Annotated in this window: 19 protein-coding genes; 5 read left to right on the top strand and 14 right to left on the bottom strand. The window is 50.3% G+C overall.

All coding sequences use genetic code 11. From position 1 onward, the window contains the following. Window positions 1-138 precede the first annotated feature (138 nt). Together CIP100161_RS04950 and CIP100161_RS04945 are read right to left on the bottom strand one after the other, a co-directional pair. Window positions 139-339 (bottom strand): PspC domain-containing protein, encoded by a 201-nt coding sequence (locus CIP100161_RS04950; protein WP_088774723.1) that lies wholly within the window; start codon window positions 337-339, stop codon window positions 139-141. Between the two features lie 105 nt (window positions 340-444). Next, entirely contained in the window at window positions 445-927 is a 483-nt protein-coding gene (locus CIP100161_RS04945) for a MarR family winged helix-turn-helix transcriptional regulator (protein ID WP_155872391.1), read from the bottom strand. Window positions 928-1,171: 244 nt separating this feature from the next. Between CIP100161_RS04945 and CIP100161_RS04940 the strand changes: the two genes are divergently transcribed. Beyond that, window positions 1,172-1,702: a YceI family protein gene (locus tag CIP100161_RS04940; RefSeq protein WP_155872389.1), complete on the top strand. Its 531-nt coding sequence runs from the start codon at window positions 1,172-1,174 to the stop codon at window positions 1,700-1,702. Between the two features lie 77 nt (window positions 1,703-1,779). Here CIP100161_RS04940 and CIP100161_RS04935 read toward each other — a convergent pair whose 3' ends face one another. The 4 genes from CIP100161_RS04935 to CIP100161_RS04920 are packed head-to-tail and all read right to left on the bottom strand — an operon-like array spanning window position 1,780 to window position 9,408. After that, window positions 1,780-4,344, bottom strand: coding sequence for an AAA family ATPase (locus CIP100161_RS04935; protein WP_155872387.1), 2,565 nt, complete (start codon window positions 4,342-4,344; stop codon window positions 1,780-1,782). Next, window positions 4,344-5,465 carry a metallophosphoesterase family protein gene (locus tag CIP100161_RS04930; protein ID WP_155872385.1) on the bottom strand — a complete coding sequence of 374 codons (1,122 nt, stop codon included), beginning with the start codon at window positions 5,463-5,465 and terminating at the stop codon, window positions 4,344-4,346. Before CIP100161_RS04930 ends, CIP100161_RS04935 begins: the two co-directional genes overlap by 1 nt. A 31-nt stretch (window positions 5,466-5,496) precedes the next feature. Continuing rightward, window positions 5,497-6,318 carry an SWIM zinc finger family protein gene (locus CIP100161_RS04925; RefSeq protein ID WP_155872383.1) on the bottom strand — a complete coding sequence of 274 codons (822 nt, stop codon included), beginning with the start codon at window positions 6,316-6,318 and terminating at the stop codon, window positions 5,497-5,499. Further along, window positions 6,319-9,408: a DEAD/DEAH box helicase gene (locus tag CIP100161_RS04920; protein WP_155872381.1), complete on the bottom strand. Its 3,090-nt coding sequence runs from the start codon at window positions 9,406-9,408 to the stop codon at window positions 6,319-6,321. It lies immediately after the preceding gene. Between the two features lie 219 nt (window positions 9,409-9,627). On the opposite strand from CIP100161_RS04920, the gene putP reads away from it, so the two are divergent. Genes putP through CIP100161_RS04905 form a run of 3 tightly spaced genes read left to right on the top strand, consistent with a single transcriptional unit; the run spans window position 9,628 to window position 12,348 of the window. Further along, window positions 9,628-11,193 carry a sodium/proline symporter PutP gene (gene putP, locus CIP100161_RS04915; RefSeq protein ID WP_155872379.1) on the top strand — a complete coding sequence of 522 codons (1,566 nt, stop codon included), beginning with the start codon at window positions 9,628-9,630 and terminating at the stop codon, window positions 11,191-11,193. A 39-nt stretch (window positions 11,194-11,232) separates the two neighbouring features. After that, on the top strand, window positions 11,233-11,823 hold the full coding sequence (locus CIP100161_RS04910; protein ID WP_155872377.1) for an HNH endonuclease family protein: 591 nt from the start codon (window positions 11,233-11,235) through the stop codon (window positions 11,821-11,823). Between the two features lie 48 nt (window positions 11,824-11,871). Continuing rightward, window positions 11,872-12,348, top strand: a complete 477-nt coding sequence (locus CIP100161_RS04905; RefSeq protein ID WP_155872375.1) for a DUF2269 family protein — start codon at window positions 11,872-11,874, stop codon at window positions 12,346-12,348. A 126-nt stretch (window positions 12,349-12,474) separates the two neighbouring features. Here the strand turns inward: CIP100161_RS04905 and CIP100161_RS04900 are convergent, their stop codons facing one another. Next, window positions 12,475-12,885, bottom strand: a complete 411-nt coding sequence (locus tag CIP100161_RS04900) for a hypothetical protein (protein ID WP_155872373.1) — start codon at window positions 12,883-12,885, stop codon at window positions 12,475-12,477. Window positions 12,886-12,972: 87 nt separating this feature from the next. Continuing rightward, on the bottom strand, window positions 12,973-15,006 hold the full coding sequence (locus CIP100161_RS04895) for a DEAD/DEAH box helicase (protein ID WP_155872371.1): 2,034 nt from the start codon (window positions 15,004-15,006) through the stop codon (window positions 12,973-12,975). Between the two features lie 288 nt (window positions 15,007-15,294). Here CIP100161_RS04895 and CIP100161_RS04890 point away from each other — a divergent pair, with 288 nt between their 5' ends. Beyond that, window positions 15,295-16,086 (top strand): Eco47II family restriction endonuclease, encoded by a 792-nt coding sequence (locus tag CIP100161_RS04890; protein WP_155872369.1) that lies wholly within the window; start codon window positions 15,295-15,297, stop codon window positions 16,084-16,086. Window positions 16,087-16,150: 64 nt separating this feature from the next. Here CIP100161_RS04890 and dcm read toward each other — a convergent pair whose 3' ends face one another. From dcm to CIP100161_RS04860, 6 genes are all read right to left on the bottom strand, one after another. After that, window positions 16,151-17,386: a DNA (cytosine-5-)-methyltransferase gene (gene dcm, locus CIP100161_RS04885; RefSeq protein WP_155872367.1), complete on the bottom strand. Its 1,236-nt coding sequence runs from the start codon at window positions 17,384-17,386 to the stop codon at window positions 16,151-16,153. Between the two features lie 182 nt (window positions 17,387-17,568). Beyond that, window positions 17,569-18,798, bottom strand: a complete 1,230-nt coding sequence (gene galK, locus CIP100161_RS04880) for a galactokinase (RefSeq protein ID WP_155872365.1) — start codon at window positions 18,796-18,798, stop codon at window positions 17,569-17,571. Continuing rightward, window positions 18,782-19,912 (bottom strand): galactose-1-phosphate uridylyltransferase, encoded by a 1,131-nt coding sequence (galT, locus tag CIP100161_RS04875; protein ID WP_155872363.1) that lies wholly within the window; start codon window positions 19,910-19,912, stop codon window positions 18,782-18,784. Before galT ends, galK begins: the two co-directional genes overlap by 17 nt. Next, window positions 19,912-20,193: a hypothetical protein gene (locus CIP100161_RS04870; RefSeq protein WP_155872361.1), complete on the bottom strand. Its 282-nt coding sequence runs from the start codon at window positions 20,191-20,193 to the stop codon at window positions 19,912-19,914. Before CIP100161_RS04870 ends, galT begins: the two co-directional genes overlap by 1 nt. A gap of 12 nt (window positions 20,194-20,205) precedes the next feature. Next, a complete protein-coding gene (locus CIP100161_RS04865; protein WP_155872359.1) occupies window positions 20,206-21,864 on the bottom strand; it encodes a sodium:solute symporter family protein in 1,659 nt (552 codons plus the stop codon). Between the two features lie 36 nt (window positions 21,865-21,900). Then, the gene (locus CIP100161_RS04860) at window positions 21,901-22,818 is read right to left on the bottom strand and encodes an aldose 1-epimerase family protein (RefSeq protein WP_155872357.1); all 918 of its coding nucleotides are present in this window, start codon (window positions 22,816-22,818) and stop codon (window positions 21,901-21,903) included. Window positions 22,819-22,928: the final 110 nt, after the last annotated feature.

Raw genomic sequence — 22,928 nt, 5'->3', positions numbered from 1 at the left:
AAAAGGTGGAACGTAGTATTAACTACGTTCCACCTTTTGCCTTCTATTCTGCGCGCATCTCCACCCGAACGATTTTGGACATATAACGCAGATACTAAAGGCGTACACGGTAATTCGTGTACGCCTTTACTACCCCTCCTAGCGACGCGGCATAATCAGCCAAGCAATCACATAAAGGATGACTTGTGGCCCCGGTAGGAGGATGGAGCAAACAAACAAAACGCGAAGAAGCGCAATATTAATGTTGTAAGTCTCGCCGATTCCCGACAGCACCCCTCCTACCCATTGCTGGCTATTGCTGCGGGCGAGCGGACGGTTGAGGCTGTTAGAGGAATTCATTATTTGAGCCCTTTCATACGGTTCTAGCTGTTTGCGCTTACATCGTTAATTATCCAAATGATAGAGCTCATTTACATCGGGGAAGTCCCTGAATAACACCCTGATTTAATCGTCTAATGGATTACCCGTAGATGTCTCATATTCAACATCAATCACCTTTTGGAAGTATCCGCCTAAAACTTTCGCCTCTTCTTCGGTCATGACATCAAAAATGAGTTTGCGAACTATTTCCACATGACCAGGAGCTGCATCACGTAGCCGCTTCTCTCCCTCCGGAGTTAACTCTACAAAGACGCCTCGCGCATCATCAGAGCATTTGGTTTTAGTCACCAGCCCACGGCGTTGCATACGGGTAATTTGATGTGACGTTCTGCTCCTATCCCACTGGAGAGACTCACACAGGTCTCGAAGGCGAATCTCATGCCCAGGGCGTTCCGAAAGACTAACTAGGACAGAAAACTCGGGAGTCGTCAGCCCTTGGCTGGACTGAAGTTCTTCATCGATCCCTCGTGTTACTTTGCGCTCCATTGCCAAGAAAAGTCGCCATAAAGATTGTTCGTCTTGCGTTAGCCATCGTGGGGTTGTCATGTGGTTCAGATTAGACCGAAATTCCGTAAATGGAAAATAAACATAATGGCCCCTGCCTGCGGATTAGCCATAGGATACAAAATTTTTAACAGTTTTGTTGACATGTCACTCGTATCGTGTATAGTAGTCTACGTCAGGGCGAGGATGACATGACAACATAGTCATTTATGTTTTACCTATCTCCCTGATTCTGATCCATTTAGATATTCGTAATCTATTACCAACTTTATTTAGGAGATCCCCCATGCATAACCTCAACGGAACCTACGTTCTTGACCCAGCCCACACCGTTATCGGTTTTATTGCTCGTCACGCAATGGTCACCAAGGTTCGCGGCAGCTTCGGCGAGTTCGAGTCTTCCTTCACCATCAACGATGAAGATCTACAGGCTTCTGCAACTATCAAGTCTGCATCGATCACCACCGGCAACACTGATCGTGACGCACACATTCGTGGCGATGATTTCTTCTCCACCGAGGCTTTCCCAGAGCTTACTTTCACTGCTACCGATGTAGTAATCAAGGATGAGGATTCTGCAAAGGTCACCGGTGATCTCACCATCAAGGGTGTTACCAAGTCTGTAGTACTTGACGTTGACATCGAGGGCATTGCAGAAGATCCATTCGGCAACGTTCGCTTAGGCTTCGAGGCCAAGACCAAGATCAACCGCCGCGATTTTGGTATCGATTTCAATGCACCTTTGAAGACCGGCGGCATGCTGGTTTCCGATGAGATCAAGATTGAGATCGAAGGATCTGCAATCAAGCAGTCTTAATACATTCCTTCCGATATCTAGGGTTCTAGGTCGGTGGCCTCCTCAGTTTCATGCAGCGTAGGCCACCGGCCTTCTTTTTATTCCATAAGGTCAGAGATACGCAGCTCATGCTTTCCAGCTACATAGTCGTAGCGTTGCGGCATACAAGTGAGTACGAACACTTGTTGGTTTTGGCCTTGACGCGAAAATAAGGTAGCCATCATCTCCAATCGGCTGGAATCAGTGGAGCCTAAAGCATCATCAATAAATACTGGAACTGTTTCTCCACCTTGTGCAGCAAGATCTGCAACTGCAAATCGTTGCACGATAGATAGCTGTTCTTGAGCACCTCCCGACAGCTCATCTACCCCAACGGTTTGCTCCTTCATAGTACGTTTAACCACACTAAGGTCTGGGTCGAGCTCGAAAGCTACGCCTTTACCAAAAACTGGTGCAGCAAACTCAGTGAGACGCTGTGTAAACGGAGCAGCATATTTCTGTCGCGCTATATCGCGGTGCCGAATGAGAGTCGTGTACAACAACATCGCTGCCTGTGCCCGTTGTTGCACTGCCTCGAGAGTTCGTGATGCTACATCTCGTTGGGCTAACGCAACGTCGAGTTGCTCAGCCGCTCCTGCGGCGTAATCGATCTGTGTTTGGAGTGCTTTGAGATTCGCTTCGCAATCTCGAATTGTGTTTTCTAGCGACTCAACTCTCGCAGCGGCGCCAGCGTAAAGGTCTTTAGCTACTTGAAGATTGTCAGTTTCTCTAAGCTCCGCAAGATGTTCGTGCTGCCTTTTAAGCTCAGCTGATACGGACTGAAGCTCAGAGTGTAAAGCTTCAAGTGGCCGTTGCTCTTCTTGTTCCTTGATCTTGTGATCACAGCGATCAAGATTTTCACGTTCGGCTTCCACACGCGCTTTCACCGTTGCATAGCGCACCTGAATGTCGTTGGAATCCCAAGCCCCCAATTCTTTCTGATACGCATCTGCATCTTGTTGATATTGGAGATACTCTTTTTCTGCATCATCGATGAGCTGCTGGAGATCATCTGTTTCTTGAATGTCAAGCTCAGCTACTTGCAGCTCCGCATCAGCGATTTCACGCTCGAGATCGGCCTTGTCGCCAAAGAGTGTCGCTATCTCGTTTTTGCGTTTATTAAGGCGTTGAAGATCTTTTTCTGCATCAACCCACGCTTCGCGCTGAAGACGAAGCATTGCGATATCTTTCGCATCGCCTAGAGCTGCACGGAGAGTCTCTTGAGTTTCTGCTCGTTTTTGTTCGAGTTGTTCTCCTTGTTCACCTGGTTCAATGGTGAGGGAAACATCACCGATTACAGCTGTAAGTTCCGAAGTAATCCGTGTAGTCCAGTCTGCTTCACTTAGTGATACCTCTTCACCACCGACCTGAATAGTTACGGGTTGAGCTGCGTTTATACGCATAGTAGCGGCTTGAGCTTCAATCACATATGCGGCAGCCTTGGCTCGATCATTGGCTTCTTCCGCCGCGCTTAATTGAGCACTAGTCACTTCGGGAACAGTGCGAAGCTCTTCTAGTTGCCCTGAGATAGCGACTAGTTCTTTGTAAGAAGTACGCAATGTGTCAAGCCGCAGCGATTCTTTAAGTCTTTCGAACCGTTGCCGCATTTTTTCAGCATCGGAGCGTGCCTTTTCATGCTGAGTACGCAGTTTTTCGCGTTCCTCGCTCAATGACTCGGCCTTGTCTTTCAGATCCGATTCCTCTTGGATTCGTATTTGAAGAACTTCGCTTAATCGACTTTGTTCTTTACGCAATTCCTCACGGGCGTCAATATCAGCTTGAAGAATCCGTTCTTGATCTTGGGCAATTTTTAATTGAGCTCTGGCATTTTCAAGCTGTTGGGCGGCCAATTCTGCGGCCTTGAGTTCTTGTTGCCGAGTAGTCAGTGTTTCATGTGCGTTTGGAAGATCTTGTTGGGCACGATCACGGTCACGTTGAAAACCTGCTACTGATTCGACACGTCGATCTAGGATTTCTTTCTGCTCAGTGGCCACAAGTACAGCTTGTTCCGCTTCAGCAACAGCTGTTTCAGCTATGCCTAATTCGCCACTTTTTTTAGTGGCACCCGATTTGGTGAAGTAGCGATCTTTTTCTTTTTCCACAGCCAAGATCAAAGAGTTGTCTTCACCACCTGTCTGGTCAGCGGTACCACCGAGCGCTTGGGTAACAGAGGAAATACCTGCGGCACTCAACATGGAGGTGATGTCGCCTTGCTCCACGAACAGCGCGGAAAAAAGGTCGTGATCAAGGTGGACATCAAGAAGCCCAGATAGTTGCGAGTCTGCTTCTTTTCCCGTGTAATTTGCGGGTTGTGGTTCAAAAATCGTCAGTTCGGAACTTTTCTTTTTGTTAAACACCTTGTTCATGCGGAATCGCACTGGGCCTAAGTCTGCTTCCAAACAAATGCGGGTTCCAACGTCGTGGCCTTTGGGTTGGATAGCTTTGACACTTTGCTTGTTGGTGTCATGATTTTCACCCAACACCAACTTGATTGCTTCCATGATCGTTGATTTACCGCGCTCATTTTCGCCACTGATAACGATGACGCCGTTGGAAGGTAGGTCTTTTAATACCAAATGTGAGATGGCACGCATGTGCTCGATCTCAAGGGAACGGATACGCACTAATCTTCCTTTGCTAGTCGAAACAGTAGTTTGAGGGCATCATGGGCAACCGGATCGTCACTATCGACGAGCTCGTGCAGCGTTTGTTGAGCAAAACCACTAAGCCCCAATTGGTCAAGCTCGTCTTCGCGAGGTTCTAGGTATAAATCCATGAGTCGTCGCCGCTCATAGAGTGCCGCAAAGATAGGTCGTAATTTTTCACACTCTGTTTCGAGGTATTGCATCGTCTGCATAGAAACAGTGCCACGTAGCGCGTATTTCACCACGGTATCTTCCTTATCGGAATACGCAGACAAGTGTGAAATAAAAGCTTGTGCGTCTTCGAAAGAGTTAATGTCCCACGTGACAGCCTCAAAGTTCCACTTTCCAACTGGCACTTTTTCTACAGATACTTGATGATTTTCAATGGCAACCACCAGCACATTTCCTGAGTCAATTTCCCCGCCACCACTAGGAAACTCAATAAAATCTGTTGTTTCTGGAGCACCGGAGTACCAAACCTTTCCTGTGGACCCCAAACTTTCTGTCGAGTGAGTGTCCCCAAGGGCCAAGTAATCGATAACCCCTTCATTAATACATTGCTCAACGAAAGCGAGATCAATAACATCCGGTTTCATCTCATTATCACGAGAAAGCGTTTGCCCATGTCCTACAGCGATACGAGTTGTGGTTCCCGAAGGCGAAAGTGGCTCCAGAGCTAGCCGAACGAGATCACGCGTTGCTGTTTTTGCCGTCAGCGGCGCCCCCACCAATTCCACTCCTGAGCGAATAACTATAGGATCCGAATGCGAAATGACATGAACATGTTCGAGCACTTCGGTTCGCGCAAGTTGTGAATCCGCAGTGAGGGGATCATGGTTGCCAGGCAAAAGATATACCGGAACAGGCACCTTCTTTAAGGCTTCCATAGCACGACCAAATGTGGCGGGTTTCAGAGAGTTATGTTCGAAGATGTCTCCTGCCATCACAATGAATTCACAATTGTGTTGGGCCGCAATCTCCCCCAGTCGCGTAATGGCGGCGATACGGTGGGCGTCGAAACGCGATTGTGCGTCTGAGTCGAGGAATTGCCGAATCATGCCGATCTGGAGATCGGAGGTGTGAAGGAACCTAACTGTCATGAAATTGTTCTATCATTCTCCCGTGACACGCTTACCCCTTTTCGTGGGTAAGATGGTAGTACATGTCTTCGATGTCGCTGACTGCGCGAAGCTCATCAATGTTGGTGTAAGACACCAGTCTCATAGCTTTATGCAGCAACGATGCATCAGAATCGTCTAAAGCTGGGGCGATTTTAGGCTCCGGCAAAGATGGTAAATCGCGGCCTTGCCAGAATCGTTCTTTAAGGTCTTGCGTACTTGCAGCACGTGCTTGCATGGTTACGGCTTGCTCAAGCTGAGCTAAATCGAGCCCACGAAGACGAAAGGCCAACAATGGATCCGCTTCAACTTTTTCTGAGGCCACCGTCGCAACAGCGACTGCATGTTTACAGCACACGACATGATCTGGGCAATCACAACGAAAGGTCACTTGGGTACCAAGCAACAAATCCAAAATCTCTTCTGATAGTCGGCCATGACGTGCAGCGTTGAGGCCATCAGGCGAAGTAGCAATGTACTGAGTGATCTGGCTTAAGCCGTCGGTACTTAAATATGGAAATGCGATGCTGACTTGGAATGGGAGGTTTTGGGATCCGGCAACGTCGGCAGTAATCAGCGAGTTTCCAAATTTTACGTTGAGCACATGGCCGGAACGTGCATAATCACGCCCACGCTTTAACCGGCCAGCGTCTACTTCCTGCCTAGCCAAGTCGCGGATTCGCAGAGCTACTGGGGAAAAATTGCGGGACTCGACGATCTCAGGTGTCTCAGGTTCAGTGCGAACCGTCGTTTTTGCACCAAAATTGGCATAAATAACGTTGTCGACTCGCGCGTGTCGACGTCTCTTGCCCTGGGGTGGTTCCTGCTGTGCCATCTATTCCCGTCCTCGATAACTCATGAGCATAGCGAGTTCTTCCGCAGACAGCTCGGTAAGCCAGCCTTCGCCTTCCCCAACTACGGCTGAAGCCAATTGAGTCTTACCATCCAAAATATCTTGAATGGATTCTTCAAGAGTGCCAGCGGTAATCATCTTGTACACCGTGACATCCTTACGCTGGCCAATACGAAACGCTCGGTCCGTAGCTTGGTTTTCTACAGCAGGGTTCCACCAGCGATCCATATGCACCACAATAGAGGCATTGGTGAGGTTAAGACCCGTACCTCCGGCTTTCAGCGACAGAATCATTGCGGGTGGCCCATCTGGTGTTTGGAATTCTTCTACCATTCGATCGCGTCCGGTTTTACTCACTCCGCCATGAAGGAATGGAATCGTGGCGCCAAAATAGTCACTGAGATACGGAACGAGAAGATCACCAAAGGCACGGTACTGCGTAAAGATCAGAAGTTTTTGATCGGAATCAACGGCGTCATTGATCACGTTCATCAACTCAGCAACTTTGCCAGACCGGTGTTTGCCTTTAATCGTCATGGCCGAGCCATCGCCAAGGAAGTGCGCTGGGTGATTGCAAATCTGCTTGATCTTGGTTAGGGCAGACAACACCAGACCACGCTTATTCATACCCTCAGCCTGATCAAGCTGGTTTTTCACGCTATCTACGTATGCTTTGTACAAAGCAGCTTGCTCCGAGGTCATATCTACCGTCAAAACAGTTTCAGTCTTTTCCGGAAGATCATTCACGATCGCAGAATCGGTTTTCAGGCGCCTCAAAATAAAGGGTGCAGTTAATGCTCGCAAGCGCTCGGTCATGTCTTCGTCATGTTCACGTTCAATGGCACGTGCGAAATGATTACGGAAGAACGAAGCGCTGCCTAATACCCCTGGGTTGCAAAAATCTAGAATAGATCGCATCTCTGATAGGCGATTTTCTACCGGTGTTCCGGTCAACGCAACTCGGTGTTCTGAAGGCAGCGAGCGTACTGCTTTGGAGACCTTAGTTGCCGAGTTTTTAATGTGCTGGGCCTCATCAAGCACCACGCGTCGCCACGTGATCTTGCCTAACAACTCAAAGTCACGGGCCGCAGTGCCATAGCTGGTCACGATCACATCGCTTGACTGCGCTAACTTAATAAAATCATCATCGGTTTTACGCGTAGAACCATGATGGACGGCAACCCGCATGGTGGGTACAAATTTTCGCGCTTCCCGTGCCCAGTTTCCCACGACAGAAGTAGGCGCGACCACGAGCGTGGGACCGCGCTGGTGCTCACTGCGCTCAACTGCTTCTAAAGAAAGCAGCTGAAGTGTTTTGCCCAAACCCATGTCATCGGCGAGAACAGCTCCCAAGTGATTGTGTGCCATCCAGTAGAGCCAATCTACTCCCCTGCGTTGATATTCACGCAGATCAGCATGAACAGTTTCGGGGATCGAAACGCGTTGAGGTGCCGGTGATTCCTTCCCCATGGCCCCACCTGCAAGGCTGGCGTGCCATGGAGAGCCTGTATAGGCAATCGGCTCATTTTCTTGTGCTTTGAGCGCGAGTTCACGTAACTCTGCGAGCGTTACTTGTCCGAATTCCGCGAATTCATTGTTAAATTCCTCGGCAAGTTTTTCTGCACGCGCCTCCAGCATCGGCCACCGCGGGTCGTCGTTAGCTTTGGCTAGTTCCGCTTCCATCACCGCAGTATCAAGGGCTTGCTTTTTACGTTTACGCGATTGCGCAGCGACGTCCTTCATGTAGTCGCCGATACGTCGAATCGCTGCAGTATCTGCCATAACCCATTCACCACGCAAATGGATAAGACCAGACTTGGAACGAACAAGTTCCACCATTTCAGCTTCGGTTAGCTCGATGTCTCCGACCGACATGTGCCAGTCGTAATCTACGATCTTGTCTAAACCGATAGTGGCCTGGGTCGATGCTTCTGCGGGATCACTGAGACGCAAGTGAGCTTTCGTTTCTTGCTGGTCCCACGAACGCGGCAGCAAAACGTTAAACCCGCGAGATTTCAGCTGTGCCGCGGCATCACCGATAAATTCGACAAGCTGATCTGTTGTGACATAGCAATCCCAGTCCCCTGCACCTTCCTCACGTTGCAGTTCAAATAGCTGAGTGGGCGTGACGTTGGAATCAGTACCCTGTTTTTCCAAGATCGGGGCAACAAGAATTGCTTCACGTCTCAGTGCGTTTAAGCGTTCCCTTGTGGCTGAGTCGTAATGCGACAACATGATCGGCTGCGGGGAATCCACCCCGGAGCGGACTCGGACGCGAATGGGCCAGAGCATGTCGGCTGGGTCGATACGATCTTCACGATCTTTCGAGGGTTCTTCCACGATAAAAACCAGTTGAACGTTGACTGATGTCATGGAATCGCGCCACTCATTAAGGGCTGACACAAGTTGCGCCGTACCACGCCGTAACGGAGTGCTACGCATAAGAGCTTCGGGGAAGCTATGCCATTCGCTCGAACGCGGATTATCAAGCAAATCCTGCAATAAGGAGTTAGCTATCCAATGCGGAAGCTCATCAGCGATATCCTCTGCCACTGACGATCCGGCATTAGCGATCAGCACTCCCGGCGCGGCTGCCGTCATTTGTGCAATCCATCCGCGTTCTTGAAGTCCCGCAGATAGCTGCCATGTGGGCCACCATTGATGGTCAGCATATCCCAGTTTGATAGTCAACCGACCAGCGCGAACAAATTGTTCTAGGCCTTGATAAAGGCGCACCATCCACATCAAATCCGGTGCTAAGGTTGCGCGTTGGGCACTGCTTGCCATCATGGGCGTGATCGCTGCGATTTGTGAAAGGACTCTGACGGCTTGCTCTGGAGTAAAAGCTATGGTGGGCAGTTGGAGGGTAACCTCCCTCCCCTTGGGGGTAAGCAGCTTAGTTTTAACTTGGTGTGTAAATCTCTTGCCGTGAATCAGCGTTGCGACGCTATCTGGAAAAGTGTTATCCGGCACCGCATCAGATAACACAATTTTGTGCCCTTCCACCTGCTCAATCCACAAATGCAGGCCAGAATTCTTCAGCCACAATGCATGGAGTAGGTGCGTGCTCATTTCATCATTTCTACCAGTTCGGAGACTTTTGGGGAGTAACGGCTTTAAAATACACCGCTTCTTCTCTATCTTCCTCCGACAGTCTTTCCGTGAGTGTCACGACTACAGGGTAAAGTTTTCACGTCAATTGTTTTTCGTCGCGTTCGTCCAGCACACGGTTCTTATACTTCTACCTCCGTGCGTCGTTCGATCAGGCACCACGTGAGGAGGCTAGAGAGGATGACCGAACATACGTGGTTCATCGTCGCCATCATTATTTATATGGCGGTGATGTTGGCTATCGGTTATTGGAGCTACCGCAAAACTGACCAGTATGACGACTATGTGCTGGCGGGTCGCGACCTCAACCCCTTTGTTGCCGCGCTATCTGCCGGTGCTTCTGATATGTCCGGTTGGCTGCTCATGGGTTTGCCCGGCGCGTTGTTTGTCACGGGCATGTCTGAGCTGTGGATTGCTGTGGGCTTGTTGATCGGTGCGTGGGCGAACTGGCGCTGGGTAGCACCTCGCTTGCGCTCTTACTCGGAGATTGCTCAGAATTCGATTACGCTTCCGTCATTTTTTGAGAATCGACTCGAGGATTCTTCACGGATTCTTCGTATTGTCAGCTCGTTGATCATCATTGTGTTTTTCACCTTCTATGTGTCCTCGGGCATGGTTTCGGGTGGCCGCTATTTCGAGTCAACTTTTGGCGGTGCGTATCTCGACGGCATGTTGATCGTTGCTTGCATTACGGTGATTTACACGTTTATCGGTGGCTTTTTGGCTGTGTCCTATACGGATGCCGTTCAGGGTTCCATCATGTTTGTGTCGCTCGTTCTCGTTCCGCTAGCAGCGTTGTTGTATCTGGATGATCCCAGTTCGATTTGGACGTGGGCGACATCGCATGACTACGGCCCCTACATGGATGGCGTAGGTAATCCGCATTATTTCTCGATGATTTCTGGTGTCTCAGTCGCTGCGGTGATCGGTAATCTTGCTTGGGGTTTGGGCTATTTTGGCCAGCCACACATTATCGTCCGTTTTATGGCTTTGCGTAAGCCATCGGATGCGGGCCAAGCTCGGTGGATTGGTACCGCATGGATGTTGTTGTCCATTTTGGGTGCAACGTTTACCGCGATTATTGGTACGGCATTCTTTGGACAAAATCCTCATGTTGAGGTTGTTGATAAAAAGGCTTACGAGACAATTTTCTTGGACATGGGTCGCGTACTTTTCCACCCGCTTATCGGCGGTTTGATTCTTACCGCGGTTTTAGCAGCGATTATGTCGACGATCGCTTCACAGCTCCTAGTCACCTCCACCTCGTTGATTGAAGACCTATTTAAGGCCTTTAAAAAGAACCTTCCCAGCGAGACTGTGATGATCAATCTTTCTCGTACCGCCGTCATGGCAGTAGCTATTGTGGCCGGCGTATTGGCTATTGACCCCCAAGATTCTATTTTGAATCTGGTGGGCTTTGCGTGGGCAGGTTTCGGTTCAGCGTTTGGCCCGCTGGTATTGCTCACCTTGTACTGGAAGCGTTTGAATTTCGCAGGCGCTATCTCAGGCATGCTCACTGGTGCTGTGGTCTCGTTTGCATGGGGAATGTCTCCGCTAGGCGATAGTTTGTACGAGATTGTCCCAGGATTCTTCGGGAGCTTGTTTGTCATGGTTGTTGTATCTCTTGCCACCCCAGCGCCATCGACGTCGGTACGCGCGGCTTTTGATCGTGCGACGGAACTGACAAAGGTCTCACAGGCTCACCCTGAGCTAGAAGTCAGCGAAGTTCAAGAAAAGTTACTCTAATAGGGAACCAGAGAGTGCGCTTTATACGTCCAAACATGTATGAAGCGCATTTTCTTTACCCTCCTAGTCGCGGCTACGTGTTTCGCCGTGTATATATCGATTCCCCACGGCTGGCACTTTCATGACCTGCGAGAAGTTTCGCATCGCGTCACAGTTATCGGATATGAGCGCTCCCAATTTGGCGAGGGCTGGGGAATCCAAAGCAGTGGATGCTCCACACGAGACGAGGTGCTAGCAGCCACGCTTATCGACGCCCACCTCAGCGTCGATTGCATGCTTACGCAAGGACACGGCGACGATCCGTATTCGCTTCGTCCGATTGCCGTCAACGCTCGTGGCAATCAAGAACCAATTGAGCTCGACCATGTGTATCCGCTCTCCGCCGCTTGGGACATGGGTGCCTACGCTTGGGATAAGGAACGGCGAATATCGTTTGCTAATGATCCGTTGAATCTTGTCGCCGCTTCCAAACAACAAAATCGTCAAAAATCTGACAAGCTTCCTAGTGAGTGGCTACCCGCGGCACACAAGCAACGATGCTGGTACGTCAACCGATTAGCCGATGTGGCACGTAAATACGATCTACCTCTAAGTTCTGCAGATCTGAAGGTGATGCGGCGGCAGTGTTAAGATGTGTTTTTAATCTCACCCATTGTATGAAAGGCTCGTGCGGTTCCCATGAACTCCGTCCTAATTTTGCTGCATATCGTTACAGCTATTTTGTTCCTCGGCCCCGTTACGGTGGCTGTTTCCACTTTCCATACCCGTGCCTTCGCTGCACACAACGGCGATGAGACTGCCAAGGGTGCTGCTGCAGTGTTGTACAAGATCACGCAGACCTACGGCATGCTCTCCCTCCTAGTGCCGCTGGTGGGCTTTGCTGTGATGTTCACCAGAGATTCCTACTGGAGCAACGGTGTTTACCACGCTTCGATGGCGTTGTCTGTCATCGCATGGGCTCTGCTAATTTTTGTCATTATGCCTAAGCAAAAGAAGATGATGGGCAACTTGGGCCTCCTAGAGGCTGACGAGCAGGCCGAGGGCGGATTTGAGATCGCCGATTGGAAGAAGGCTAAGAGCCAACTGTCAATGTTTGGCGGCATCTTCTCCTTGATCTGGGTGATCGTAGCAATCCTGATGGTTGTTATTAAGTAGTTGTAATCACTCATAAAAATCCACACCGGCGATGTTTTACTGCCGGTGTGGATTTTGTATTTCTAGTGCTGAAGCGACTGCCACGCTGGCTCTAGCCCAGCTTTTGGTTTTCTCTTCGAGAGCGTTTTACTGAACTTCCCACCCTGCTGGTGTGGAGGTTAGAGTCAGTGCGTCGACGTGGTCAAAGGGGTGTGTGCACAAATCCATGGCGCTGCGCTTGTATTTGTGTGTTTCATATTCACCGTTGGCAGCATGCATGACAATGAAGTTGTCGGTGTCTTTGGCGCCTTCTTCAGGAATGTTGAGGTTTTCCATTCCTAGGCGATCTGCAGCGGCTTTACGATCTTCGAAGGGGCATATGGAGCTGACGCTTACCCATTCGCCGTCATAGACGTCATTCACTGTGACTGTGACTGGCGATTGTTGTCCTTTGAGCGCCTGCTCTAGGGGGTCATGGCGCAGAAGCCAGACCATTGTCACACCAAGGGCCAAAAAGGCGATAAACACTGAAATTACTGCAAAGATGTTGCGTTCCATGGTGATTGTCTCCTATCGAGTCGGAGGCTGCTGGAATGAAAAAGGGAGCACGGGTAATAACCGTACTCCCTTATTCCAAATTTCTTATTAGTCGCGGTATCCGCCGCGGCCACCACGGTAGCCACCGCGATCTCCACGGTCGTTGCGGTCACGTCCGCCTCGTCCGCCACGGCCGCCTCGTCCGCCACGACGATCATCACGATCGAAGCGGTCGCCGCCGCGGTATCCACCGCGGTCGCCATCGTCGTTGCGACGTGGTGGTCGGCCGTTATCCTTTTCGATGTGGATCAGCTGGCCGGAGATGCGAGTGTCGCTGAGACGATCGATCACGCTTGGGTCCATGTTCTTTGGCAGCTCAACCAAGGTGTGATCAACGAAGATGTTGATGCGACCGAAGTCCTTGTTGGACAGGCCACCTTCGTTTGCCAAAGCTCCAACGATGGCACCAGGGCGAACATGCTGGCGCTTACCAACCGCAAGGCGGTAGAGCTGCATGTCGTCGTTACGCTCGAAACGAGAGCCACGGTCGCGTCCGCCACGGCGATCATCACGATCGAAGCGGTCACGTCCACCACGACGGTCGTCGCGGTCACGACGCTCACGACGCTTCTCTGGTGGCGGCTCCTTCATCAAGAATTCGGAGCCAGCGCGTGCCTGAGTAGCCAATGCTGCAGCGATGTCTTCTAGCGGAACATCGTGCTCTTCGGCGTAGGACTTAATCAAGTTACGGAAGATTGCTACCTGATCGTCTTCAAGAGATTCGGTGATCGAGTCAGCAAACTTGGCCTTCCGAGACTCGTTAACCTCGTCAACGGTTGGCAGATCCATTTCGATCAGCTTTGCGTTGGTGGCACGCTCGATGGAACGTAGCATGCGGCGCTCACGAGGGGTAACGAACAAGATTGCTTCGCCGGAACGACCAGCACGGCCGGTACGACCAATGCGGTGGACGTAGGATTCCGTGTCGTTAGGAATGTCGTAGTTGAACACGTGGGTGATACGTTCCACGTCCAAGCCACGGGCAGCAACGTCGGTAGCTACGAGGATGTCAAGACGACCGTCCTTGAGCTGATCAACGGTGCGCTCACGCTGAGCCTGAGCGATGTCGCCGTTGATAGCAGCAGCGGAGAATCCACGTGCGCGAAGCTTTTCAGCGACCTCTTCAGTCTCGTGCTTGGTGCGCACGAACATAATCATGGCCTCAAACTCGGTGACCTCGAGAATACGGGTCAAGGCATCGAGCTTGTTGCGGTGTGCAACGTTGAGGTAACGCTGAGTGATGTTCGTGTTGGTGCGCGTCTGCGACTTCACCTGGATCTCATGAGGATCCTTCATGTAGTCGCGAGACAAACGACGAATGCCGTTTGGCATGGTGGCAGAGAACAGCGCAACCTGCTTGTCCTCTGGGGTGTCCTCCAAAATGCGCTCAACGTCTTCTTGGAAGCCCATGTTGAGCATCTCGTCTGCCTCGTCCAGAACAAGGAAGCGGAGGTTGGAAATATCAAGGGAGCCCTTCTCCAAGTGGTCGATCACACGGCCTGGAGTACCCACGATGATCTGTGCGCCACGGCGCAGGCCGGACAGCTGAATGCCGTATGCCTGACCGCCATAAATTGGCAGCACGTGGATGTCGCCCAAATGATCTGCGAAGGACTGGAAGGAGTCTGCAACCTGCAATGCAAGTTCGCGAGTTGGGGCGAGGATCAACGCTTGTGGGTGGCGCTTCTTGACGTCGATACGCGACAAGATAGGCAACGCGAATGCTGCCGTCTTACCTGTACCCGTCTGCGCGAGGCCCATAACGTCATGACCCTGCATCAGCACCGGAATGGTCTGCGCCTGAATTGGGGATGGCGTTTCGAAGCCAACCTTAGCGACTGCCTTCAGGATTGCGTCTGGGAGACCTAGAGCCTCGAATCCATCTTTTTCTGCACTGTCCGCTTCTTGCTGAGCGGAGTCGGTGGCCTCAGAAGCGTTCGCAACCCTGGAGTCGTCTACATCGGCAACGACATCATTATTGATGGTGGTGCCTTCGTCTACCTGCGAATTATCCTGAGATTCCGACAAAATCTTAATATCCAGCTCGTTCTCGCCGCTGGTGGCGTTATCGGTAATGCTCATTGCCCCACCACGCTACGCCACATCCACGCGTTTTACCTAATCATTGAACATTTAGTGTTACACCTTACAAAGATGCACGCTTTGCGACGTTTCGCCCACTTCTAAATTGACTCAGCCCAATGACACTGCGGAAGCAATAAGGGAAGTTAAGGGAAATCTAAACCGCAATTTGTTATAACTAGACAAAATTAAGACAAATTTTAGGATAACGCATAGTCCCCTATACTAAACCTAACATTTATACTCAATTCGTGATTTAAAACACTCGCATTTTTAAGAAAAATAATAATGCTCCTGGTAAAATTTCACATAAACGATTCGAATTCGAGAGGAAATATACTTACTAATAGACAAAAGAATCTCGACTGGATAGATTATGATCGACTACTCGAGATCACGAAGAAGAATTTTTCCCGATCTTTAAATAGATCACGGGAAACCCTCACCGATGCAAAAACAGAACCTACGTTGAATATTCTTCGAGGCTATTTGCTAAACATGTCAAAAGAAGAAATAGGAACAATTGAAAAAAGCGTTGCCCTTACCAAGACTTTTCAAAACGCAATCGGCGACTTCCATCAAGAAGTACTAGGCTCCGCTAAAGGATGGCGCTCCACTGGAACGTCCGGAGGAGTTCTCGACATCATGAGCGACAATCCCATTAAACAAGCTGGCAATAAAAAGATTCTCGCCGAAGTAAAAATGCGTTACAACACGATTAAAGCTTCAGATGAAAAAAACACCTGGGATAAGCTGGATCAAGCGGCTCGCCTTCATGGTTTAAAAGATCACGTATCCTATATCATCCAGATCGTGCCGAAAAAGCGAGTTGCCTATGACCAGCCATGGAAAGTGACAGGACGTGATCTGAGAGAACACGTTCGTTGCATCGACGGCACCACCGCCTATTACTATGTAACAGGTCAAGAAAATGCTTTAAAAGATCTTTTACTCCTACTCCCCGACTTACTATCTGAAGCTTTCCCAGGGGAAAATAAGATCGAAGATTCAAATAATTTTGTATCTAACTATTTCGATTTAGCACTTCCTCCACGCCCTTTCAAAATAAATCTCCCTTAAAGAAATGTTGCTTTCCTAATTTAACTCAGGACAGCAACATTTCTTTCACAATTTTACTTAATGATTAAGCCATTCTTCCTAAGTCTTCTTCAATTTCATAACCTTCAGGAATATTACCGTTAAGCATGGCTTTAATTCCAATACCTAAATGGTATGCAAGATTACAAGGAACAGCGTTTCCGATTTGTTTATATTGGTTCGTCACGCCCCCCTGAAACTCCCAACTGTCAGGAAACGTCTGGATACGTGCATACTCCCTTACTGTTAAAGGTCTAGTCTCAGAGGGATGACAACGCTCAGTCTGTTTCTGAGCCGGATTACAAGTCAAAGTCAATGAAGGTTCATCCCAAGCTAATCGACGCGCCATTCCCGTTTTACCTCCTGTATGAAAATAACTAGCTTTCATATACGATCTTTGAATTTCATCTGGAAGATCACGCCAATATCCCCCTTCAGGCACTAGCTTCATAACATCACGTTTCCAGTCTGCGTATTTAGCTCCGTCACTAACTGGGCATCCTTCCAATGCGTCCCGCAACGAAATTGTGTAATCTTTTTCTTGGGGAAAAAGAATATTTAAATTAAGATCGTCTCGAACAGCAATAAGAATCAGTCTCTCCCGCTTTTGCGGAACATCAAAATATTGAGATTTCATGAGCCTAAAAGCAACTCGATACCCAATATTTTGTAGTGTTTCAACCATTACCTTAAAAGTTCGGCCATTATCATGAGTCAATAGTCCTCGGACGTTTTCACCCATAGCAACCTTAGGTTTAATTTCTTGAACACACCGAGCAAATTCATGAAACAGCGTTCCGCGTGTATCAGCAAACCCCCGTCTATGACCAGCATAACTAAATGCCTGACATGGAAATCCCCCTTCGACTAAATCTACTTTCCCGTTAAACTTTGTAAAATCAAGTTCATGAATATCGCCATGAATCACGTTCCATTCTGGCCGATTTAAACGAAGTGTTGCAGCGGCATGCTTGTCAAACTCGTTAACTAAAATATGTTGAAACCCAGCATTAGCAAGTCCTAATGCTGTACCCCCAGCCCCCGCAAATAGATCCACAGAAGTTAACTTTGTTGGTTCCGATACGAGAACCCGATAATGATTCTCGGAATCTTCTCCTGATAACTTACGTTGCAGCCGTTGAATCTCCTTAAGGTTAAATCGTCTGTTATTATTCTTATCCCTTCCTCCTTTTATCAAACCCTTTTTCTCCCACCTTCGAATGCTATCCACAGAAACATTGAGAAGATTTGCAGCTTCCGATACGCTAACCAATTCCACCATGATCCACTTTCACATATTGTAACCCTTACCTAGGCAGAGGTTACAATATATATCTTTTGATTCAAAATTCCTCCATTTTGAACCGATAAAACTCAAGATGGATGCATGATTTTTAGCTAACCTGTGGACTAGTTGGAGCCCTTCGCAATCACACATGATTGCGAAGGGCTCTCCCCTATGTATCAGCTCAGACGTCGTGCGCCTTGGCCTGGCGAGGCCACCACAAATGTGGGTTCTGGGTAGCCCTGGCGTTGCGCAGCGTCTGCAATTGCTGTTGCAACCTCTTCTACTCGGTTAGCTGCGACGAAGGTAATCACCGAGCCGCCGAAGCCACCACCTGTCATTCGTGCACCATATTGCCCAGCTGCATCGAAAGCTGAATCAAGCTCGGGTGTAGACACCTCATATTGGTCCCGTAGTGAGATATGGGAGTCCTTCATGAGCTCACGGAAGCGGTCAAAGTTCCCCGCATCAAGCGCGGTGGCAGCTTCTGCGGTGCGCTCAGTTTCCTCAACGATGTGCTTCACCCGCCTTACTACGACATCCACATCTTTGCCGTTGGCAGTCGCCCAATCGCGGGTGCGATCGAGAATGTCACCATCGCTGCTCACGCTGCGAATGGTGGCCGCTTCCCCTCCTAGAGCATGAGCGACTTCATCTGTCACACCGCGTCGAGAAGCATATTGGCCGTCGTTAAGCGTGTGTGGCGCATTCGTATCCGCGATAAGTAAAACAAGGTCACGCGATTCTAGATCAAAAGGTACGAGCCGGAATTGGTCGGTGTGGAAGTCAATAACAAGAGCTTTGTCTTCTTCGCCAAAAATCGACGCCCGTTGGTCAAGCCCGCCTGTCGACGCCCCCACGACCTCATTTTCCGCACGAATTGCTGCTTCGACCAGCCCGGCGCGAGCAGCTGCGTCTGGTGTGCGTCCGACCGCGAGTTCGTATGCCGCTACTCCTATGGAGCATTCCAGTGCGGCTGAGGAAGATAGCCCGGATCCTACGGGAACATCGGATACGATGGCGATATCGAGGCCATCGCACTGTGGGATTACGCCTGATTGCACGCCCGCCCAGATGGTTCCTACAACGTATCCTGCCCAGGTGGTGGGATTTAGAGGGCCGACTTGATCCAACGCGATACTAAATCGTGCAGGTTCTTGTGCGCCGGGGATGAGAGATACGAGGTTGAGGAGGGCGTCGTTACGCCTGCGTACTGCCACTGCCGTGTTTTGTTGCAGTGCAAATGGGATTGATATTCCGCCGGCGTAATCAACGTGGTCGCCAATGACGTTCACGCGCCCTGGTGCTGCCCATACGCCTTCCGGGTCGTTACCGAAGACTTTGGTAAACAGTGCTCGGGCATCGATGTCTAATTGTTCGGGGCTTCGGGTGTTAATCCAGCGTGGCATGTGGCCATACCTCCTTGAATCGTTGTGCAATGCGTTCTGGGGTGGTGTCGTTGATCCAGACCCCTTGGCTTGATTCGGAACCAGCGAGGAACTTCATGCGGTTAGGCGATCGCATGAGAGAGAACAGTTGCAAATGAAGACGACCGAATCGTCGTATTTCGGGGTCAACTGGCGCTTGGTTCCAGCCAGCAATGTATGGAGTCTTTGCTACCCCTTCGAAGAACCTATCCACTGCCGTGTAGAGGCGCTTGAGCAGTGCCGCTAAATCATCGCGTTCAACGTCAGCGAGTTCAGTGAAGTCAGCTACTGCACGAAGCGGCATGACCATTGCTTCTACCGGCCACTTTGCGGCTGCCGGGACGAAGGCGATGAAGTGCTCTGTGCGTTCAATTACGCGTGTTTGAGCCGCAGATTCCTCACGGATGATTGCGCCGAAAAGATCGTCGCCATCGTGTGTTTCGGCGTAGCGTTGCGCGTTATCAACAATCGCTTGCAGCCGTGGCGAAAGGAACGGGTAGGAGTAGATCTGACCATGCGGGTGCTGGAGAGTTACGCCGATTTCTTCTCCCCTGTTTTCAAAGGGGAACACTTGCTGCACACCAGGTAACTGGGAAAGAGCTGCGGTTCTGTGCGCCCACGCGTTGATCACCGTGCGGATGCGTGACACCGGCAGATCCTTGAAGGACTTATCTACATCTGGGGTAAAGCAGACAACCTCGCAGCGTGCAAGCGCAGGACGACGCGGATAGAGATCAATGCCGTCGACGTAGTCTTCCCAATCCTCTCCTACAGCAATGTTCATAGAAAACGATGGGAAACGGTTTTCAAACACGACAACGTCATAGGTAGGCGACGGGATCTCCGTGGGGAGGTGGCCAGGTGTGGTTGGTGCCAAGGGATTTTCATTTGCCGGTGGCATGAACGTGCGGTTCATGCGGTGAGCGGCGTAGGCGACCCACGTGTCGGTGAGTGGATCGTGTCGGATCTCCGAGAGCGGCTGTGTATGGGGAAGGTCCCTAGAATCGTGAAGAACTCGTTCTCCCTCGCGCAGCTCGTGGTCATCGAAGTAGATGATCTCGCGACCGTCGGCAAGCGTGGAAGTAGTCACGTTCATTATTTTTCACCTACGGATTCTTCAATAACGATCGGGCGAAGTTTTGCCCAAGCAAAAAACACCACGCCAACAATGACCATGGCAAGGCCCGCCCACAAATTGTCCTGAGCATTCTTAGCCACACCTGTATCAGGATTAATACCTGGATCGAGTGCAAAGCTGCAGACCACCAAAATCACACCATAGAGGCCAATCAATGCTCCGATGACGTTCCTAATATCAAATGCGCCGGCGAGGTGAGCCCGCGATCCCGCTGGTTTTTGCGTTGTAGTGTTGTGCATTTTCCTCTCCTCCTAGGCAAAGATGACGTTGAGGGCTATGACCATTACCAAGCACAGCATTCCTAGCGGAACAGTGCGGCGGTACCAGGGCTGTCCTTCTTCGGAGTGATCCTCGAAATGATCCTTTGGGGTAACAGACTTTACAAAACCCACCAGCTCGTGGTCCGGCTTCGGCTGGGTGAACATGGTAACGATCACGGAGACGAGGATATCGACGCTAAACGCGATACCGGCAGCAACGAATGCGGTTCCCTGCCCTGGCAAATTAAGCAGCGTTGCAGAAGATTCAGTAAAGGTAGCCAAGTACCAGTAGAAGATTGCCGACGCAGTACCTGCCACAAGGCCGGTCCAACCTGCGTGAGGAGTCATGCGCTTCCAGAACATACCCAAGATGAAGGTGGCAAACAGTGGTGCGTTAAAGAAGCCGAACAGTGTTTGCAGGTAGTCCATGATGTTGCCAAAGTTCTGGGCGAGCAACGCAGTAAACACTGCTATCAGGGTGGCAGCAACTGTGGCAAGGCGACCGAACTTCAGGTAGTAGTTATCTTCGCGATCTTTGACCACATAGGTTTGCCAGATGTCATAAGAGATCACGGTGTTAAATGCCGAAATGTTCGCAGCCATACCAGCCATGAACGAAGCCAACAGACCAGCGATGGCAACACCCAACAGACCGTTCGGGAGAAGGTCACGCATGAGATACAAGATGGCATCGTTAGGCTTGCCGGCTGGATTATCACCAATCAGCTCAGCAACAGTGACCGATGCGACCATGCCAGGAAGCACCACGAGGAACGGAACAAACATCTTGGGGAATGCGCCGATAATCGGAGTCTTGCGCGCAGCAGAGATCGACTCCGACGCCATAGCACGTTGCACCTCAACGAAGTTGGTTGTCCAATAACCAAATGACAGCACAAAACCCAAGCCGAAGGTAATACCAATCACAGAGATCACCGGATTATCAAAACCCGAAATCTCTACGCCTGGCCACGTGTGGAAGTTGTGCTCGATTGCAACCTGCTCTTTTAGGCCCTGCCACCCTCCTACTCGATTAAGACCAATGATGGTGATAGGAAGCAGCATGGCAAGAATGACAAAAAACTGCAGCACCTCGTTATAAATCGCGGCAGACAAACCACCCAAAGTAATGTACGACAGCACAATGACCGCAGCCAATACGAGGGCGACCCACAATGGCCAACCGAGAAGTGCGTTAACAACCTTCGCTAAGAGGAAGAGGTTCACACCGGCGATCAACAGCTGTGCCACAGCGAAGGACACAGCATTGACCAAGTGGGCTGCGCTGCCGAAACGGCGGTGCATGAATTCAGGAACGGAACGCACTTTAGAGCCGTAGTAGAACGGCATCATCACGATTCCGAGGAACACCATGGCAGGTACTGCGCCGATCCAGAAATAGTGCATGGTTTGAAAACCATATTGCACGCCGTTGGCCGACATGCCGATGATCTCCACAGCACCTAAGTTGGCGGAGACGAAAGCAAGACCTGTGACCCAGGCCGGCAGACCTCGCCCTGATAGGAAGAAGTCAATGGAGGAGGACACGCGTGCTTTCGCTGCCCATCCGATGCCCAAAACAAATACAAAGTACAAGGCGACGAGTAGGTAATCGACCCACGTCGCGTCTAGCCTCAATGCGGTATCCATGAGGATCATCCTTATGTCGTTGATCTTTAATGCTGGTTAAGAGTGCTTGTTATATGCGGAAATCGTGATCGTTCCGTGCCACGGAGATGCCGTACCAATCGTGTCGATTCCCAGATTCAGCCCGTTGGGAGACGTTGTCATCGGTTCCACAGCCACCGACCGACCACGCCCTGGATATGGCAATTCCCATTGCGGATCTGGGGTAAAAATCTGGAACCACGAGAACTGCTCGCTGCAATGCATTTCTACGCCTTGGCCATGAGCCTCTAGAACGGTGGTTACGGGAGTGCGACTGGCAAAGAAGCAATCGTCGAGAAGCTTTCCTGCTATGGGTACCCCACTTGCGACGTCGATAGTCGGTTGAACGAGCTCACCGGTAGGAAGGTTTCGATCATCAAGCATCCATTGCTTATCGACGTCCACCCGAAGCGTGGTCTTATCAACCTCTGCACCTTGGGCCGATAAATACGTGTGCCATCCAAAACCAAAGGGCACAGCCTCATGCGGCGTGGTAGCCGTGAACTGTGCCCTTAAACCCGAATCCGTAAGTAGATAATCAGCCGCAAGCTCAATAGCCCAGGGCCATCCCTGCTGTGGCTCAATAGTGGTAGAAAGCAATACCCTCGCTGGTCGAATTAGTTCAACCTTCCACACAATGTCTGCCACAAAACCATGGATCGCATTATTTCGATCCGGCTCGGTGATAGATAATTGATAATCTTGGCCCTGAAAACTAAACGCCCCAGCATCTGTTCGATTAGGCCATGGTGCTAAAACAACGCCCGCGTTGAGTGGCGGAAACTCATCGTCTGGGTAGGTTTCCACCAACGGGCGACCGTCGTAAGTAAGGGATTTAATTCCGCCACCATAGGTGGCAATCTGCGCTAGATAGTACCCAGAAGAAATAGTAATAACGGGGGCACGGTTGCTTGGTTGTTCTCCTAGTGAATCCATTTCATGTAATCCTCCCTCGTCAAGCAGACTTCCTATAGTTCGGTTTACGCTTGTTATAACCAGAGCGCAACGGTTTGCACTTAATAGGTCTGACATATCGAGGAGGTCAC

Source organism: Corynebacterium rouxii, from assembly GCF_902702935.1.
GTDB classification, from domain to species: Bacteria; Actinomycetota; Actinomycetes; order Mycobacteriales; family Mycobacteriaceae; genus Corynebacterium; species Corynebacterium rouxii.
This window is presented reverse-complemented; position numbering and strand designations above follow the sequence as displayed.

Excerpts from the sequence above, each read along its gene's own strand:
- CIP100161_RS04950 (WP_088774723.1), bottom strand. The coding sequence starts at position 339 with ATGAATTCCTCTAACAGCCTCAACCGTCCGCTCGCCCGCAGCAATAGC.
- CIP100161_RS04945 (WP_155872391.1), bottom strand. The coding sequence starts at position 927 with ATGACAACCCCACGATGGCTAACGCAAGACGAACAATCTTTATGGCGA.
- CIP100161_RS04940 (WP_155872389.1), top strand. The coding sequence starts at position 1,172 with ATGCATAACCTCAACGGAACCTACGTTCTTGACCCAGCCCACACCGTT.
- CIP100161_RS04930 (WP_155872385.1), bottom strand. The coding sequence starts at position 5,465 with ATGACAGTTAGGTTCCTTCACACCTCCGATCTCCAGATCGGCATGATT.
- CIP100161_RS04925 (WP_155872383.1), bottom strand. The coding sequence starts at position 6,318 with ATGGCACAGCAGGAACCACCCCAGGGCAAGAGACGTCGACACGCGCGA.
- CIP100161_RS04920 (WP_155872381.1), bottom strand. The coding sequence starts at position 9,408 with ATGAGCACGCACCTACTCCATGCATTGTGGCTGAAGAATTCTGGCCTG.
- putP (WP_155872379.1), top strand. The coding sequence starts at position 9,628 with ATGACCGAACATACGTGGTTCATCGTCGCCATCATTATTTATATGGCG.
- CIP100161_RS04910 (WP_155872377.1), top strand. The coding sequence starts at position 11,233 with ATGAAGCGCATTTTCTTTACCCTCCTAGTCGCGGCTACGTGTTTCGCC.
- CIP100161_RS04905 (WP_155872375.1), top strand. The coding sequence starts at position 11,872 with ATGAACTCCGTCCTAATTTTGCTGCATATCGTTACAGCTATTTTGTTC.
- CIP100161_RS04900 (WP_155872373.1), bottom strand. The coding sequence starts at position 12,885 with ATGGAACGCAACATCTTTGCAGTAATTTCAGTGTTTATCGCCTTTTTG.
- CIP100161_RS04895 (WP_155872371.1), bottom strand. The coding sequence starts at position 15,006 with ATGAGCATTACCGATAACGCCACCAGCGGCGAGAACGAGCTGGATATT.
- CIP100161_RS04890 (WP_155872369.1), top strand. The coding sequence starts at position 15,295 with ATGCTCCTGGTAAAATTTCACATAAACGATTCGAATTCGAGAGGAAAT.
- dcm (WP_155872367.1), bottom strand. The coding sequence starts at position 17,386 with ATGGTGGAATTGGTTAGCGTATCGGAAGCTGCAAATCTTCTCAATGTT.
- galK (WP_155872365.1), bottom strand. The coding sequence starts at position 18,798 with ATGCCACGCTGGATTAACACCCGAAGCCCCGAACAATTAGACATCGAT.
- galT (WP_155872363.1), bottom strand. The coding sequence starts at position 19,912 with ATGAACGTGACTACTTCCACGCTTGCCGACGGTCGCGAGATCATCTAC.
- CIP100161_RS04870 (WP_155872361.1), bottom strand. The coding sequence starts at position 20,193 with ATGCACAACACTACAACGCAAAAACCAGCGGGATCGCGGGCTCACCTC.
- CIP100161_RS04865 (WP_155872359.1), bottom strand. The coding sequence starts at position 21,864 with ATGGATACCGCATTGAGGCTAGACGCGACGTGGGTCGATTACCTACTC.
- CIP100161_RS04860 (WP_155872357.1), bottom strand. The coding sequence starts at position 22,818 with ATGGATTCACTAGGAGAACAACCAAGCAACCGTGCCCCCGTTATTACT.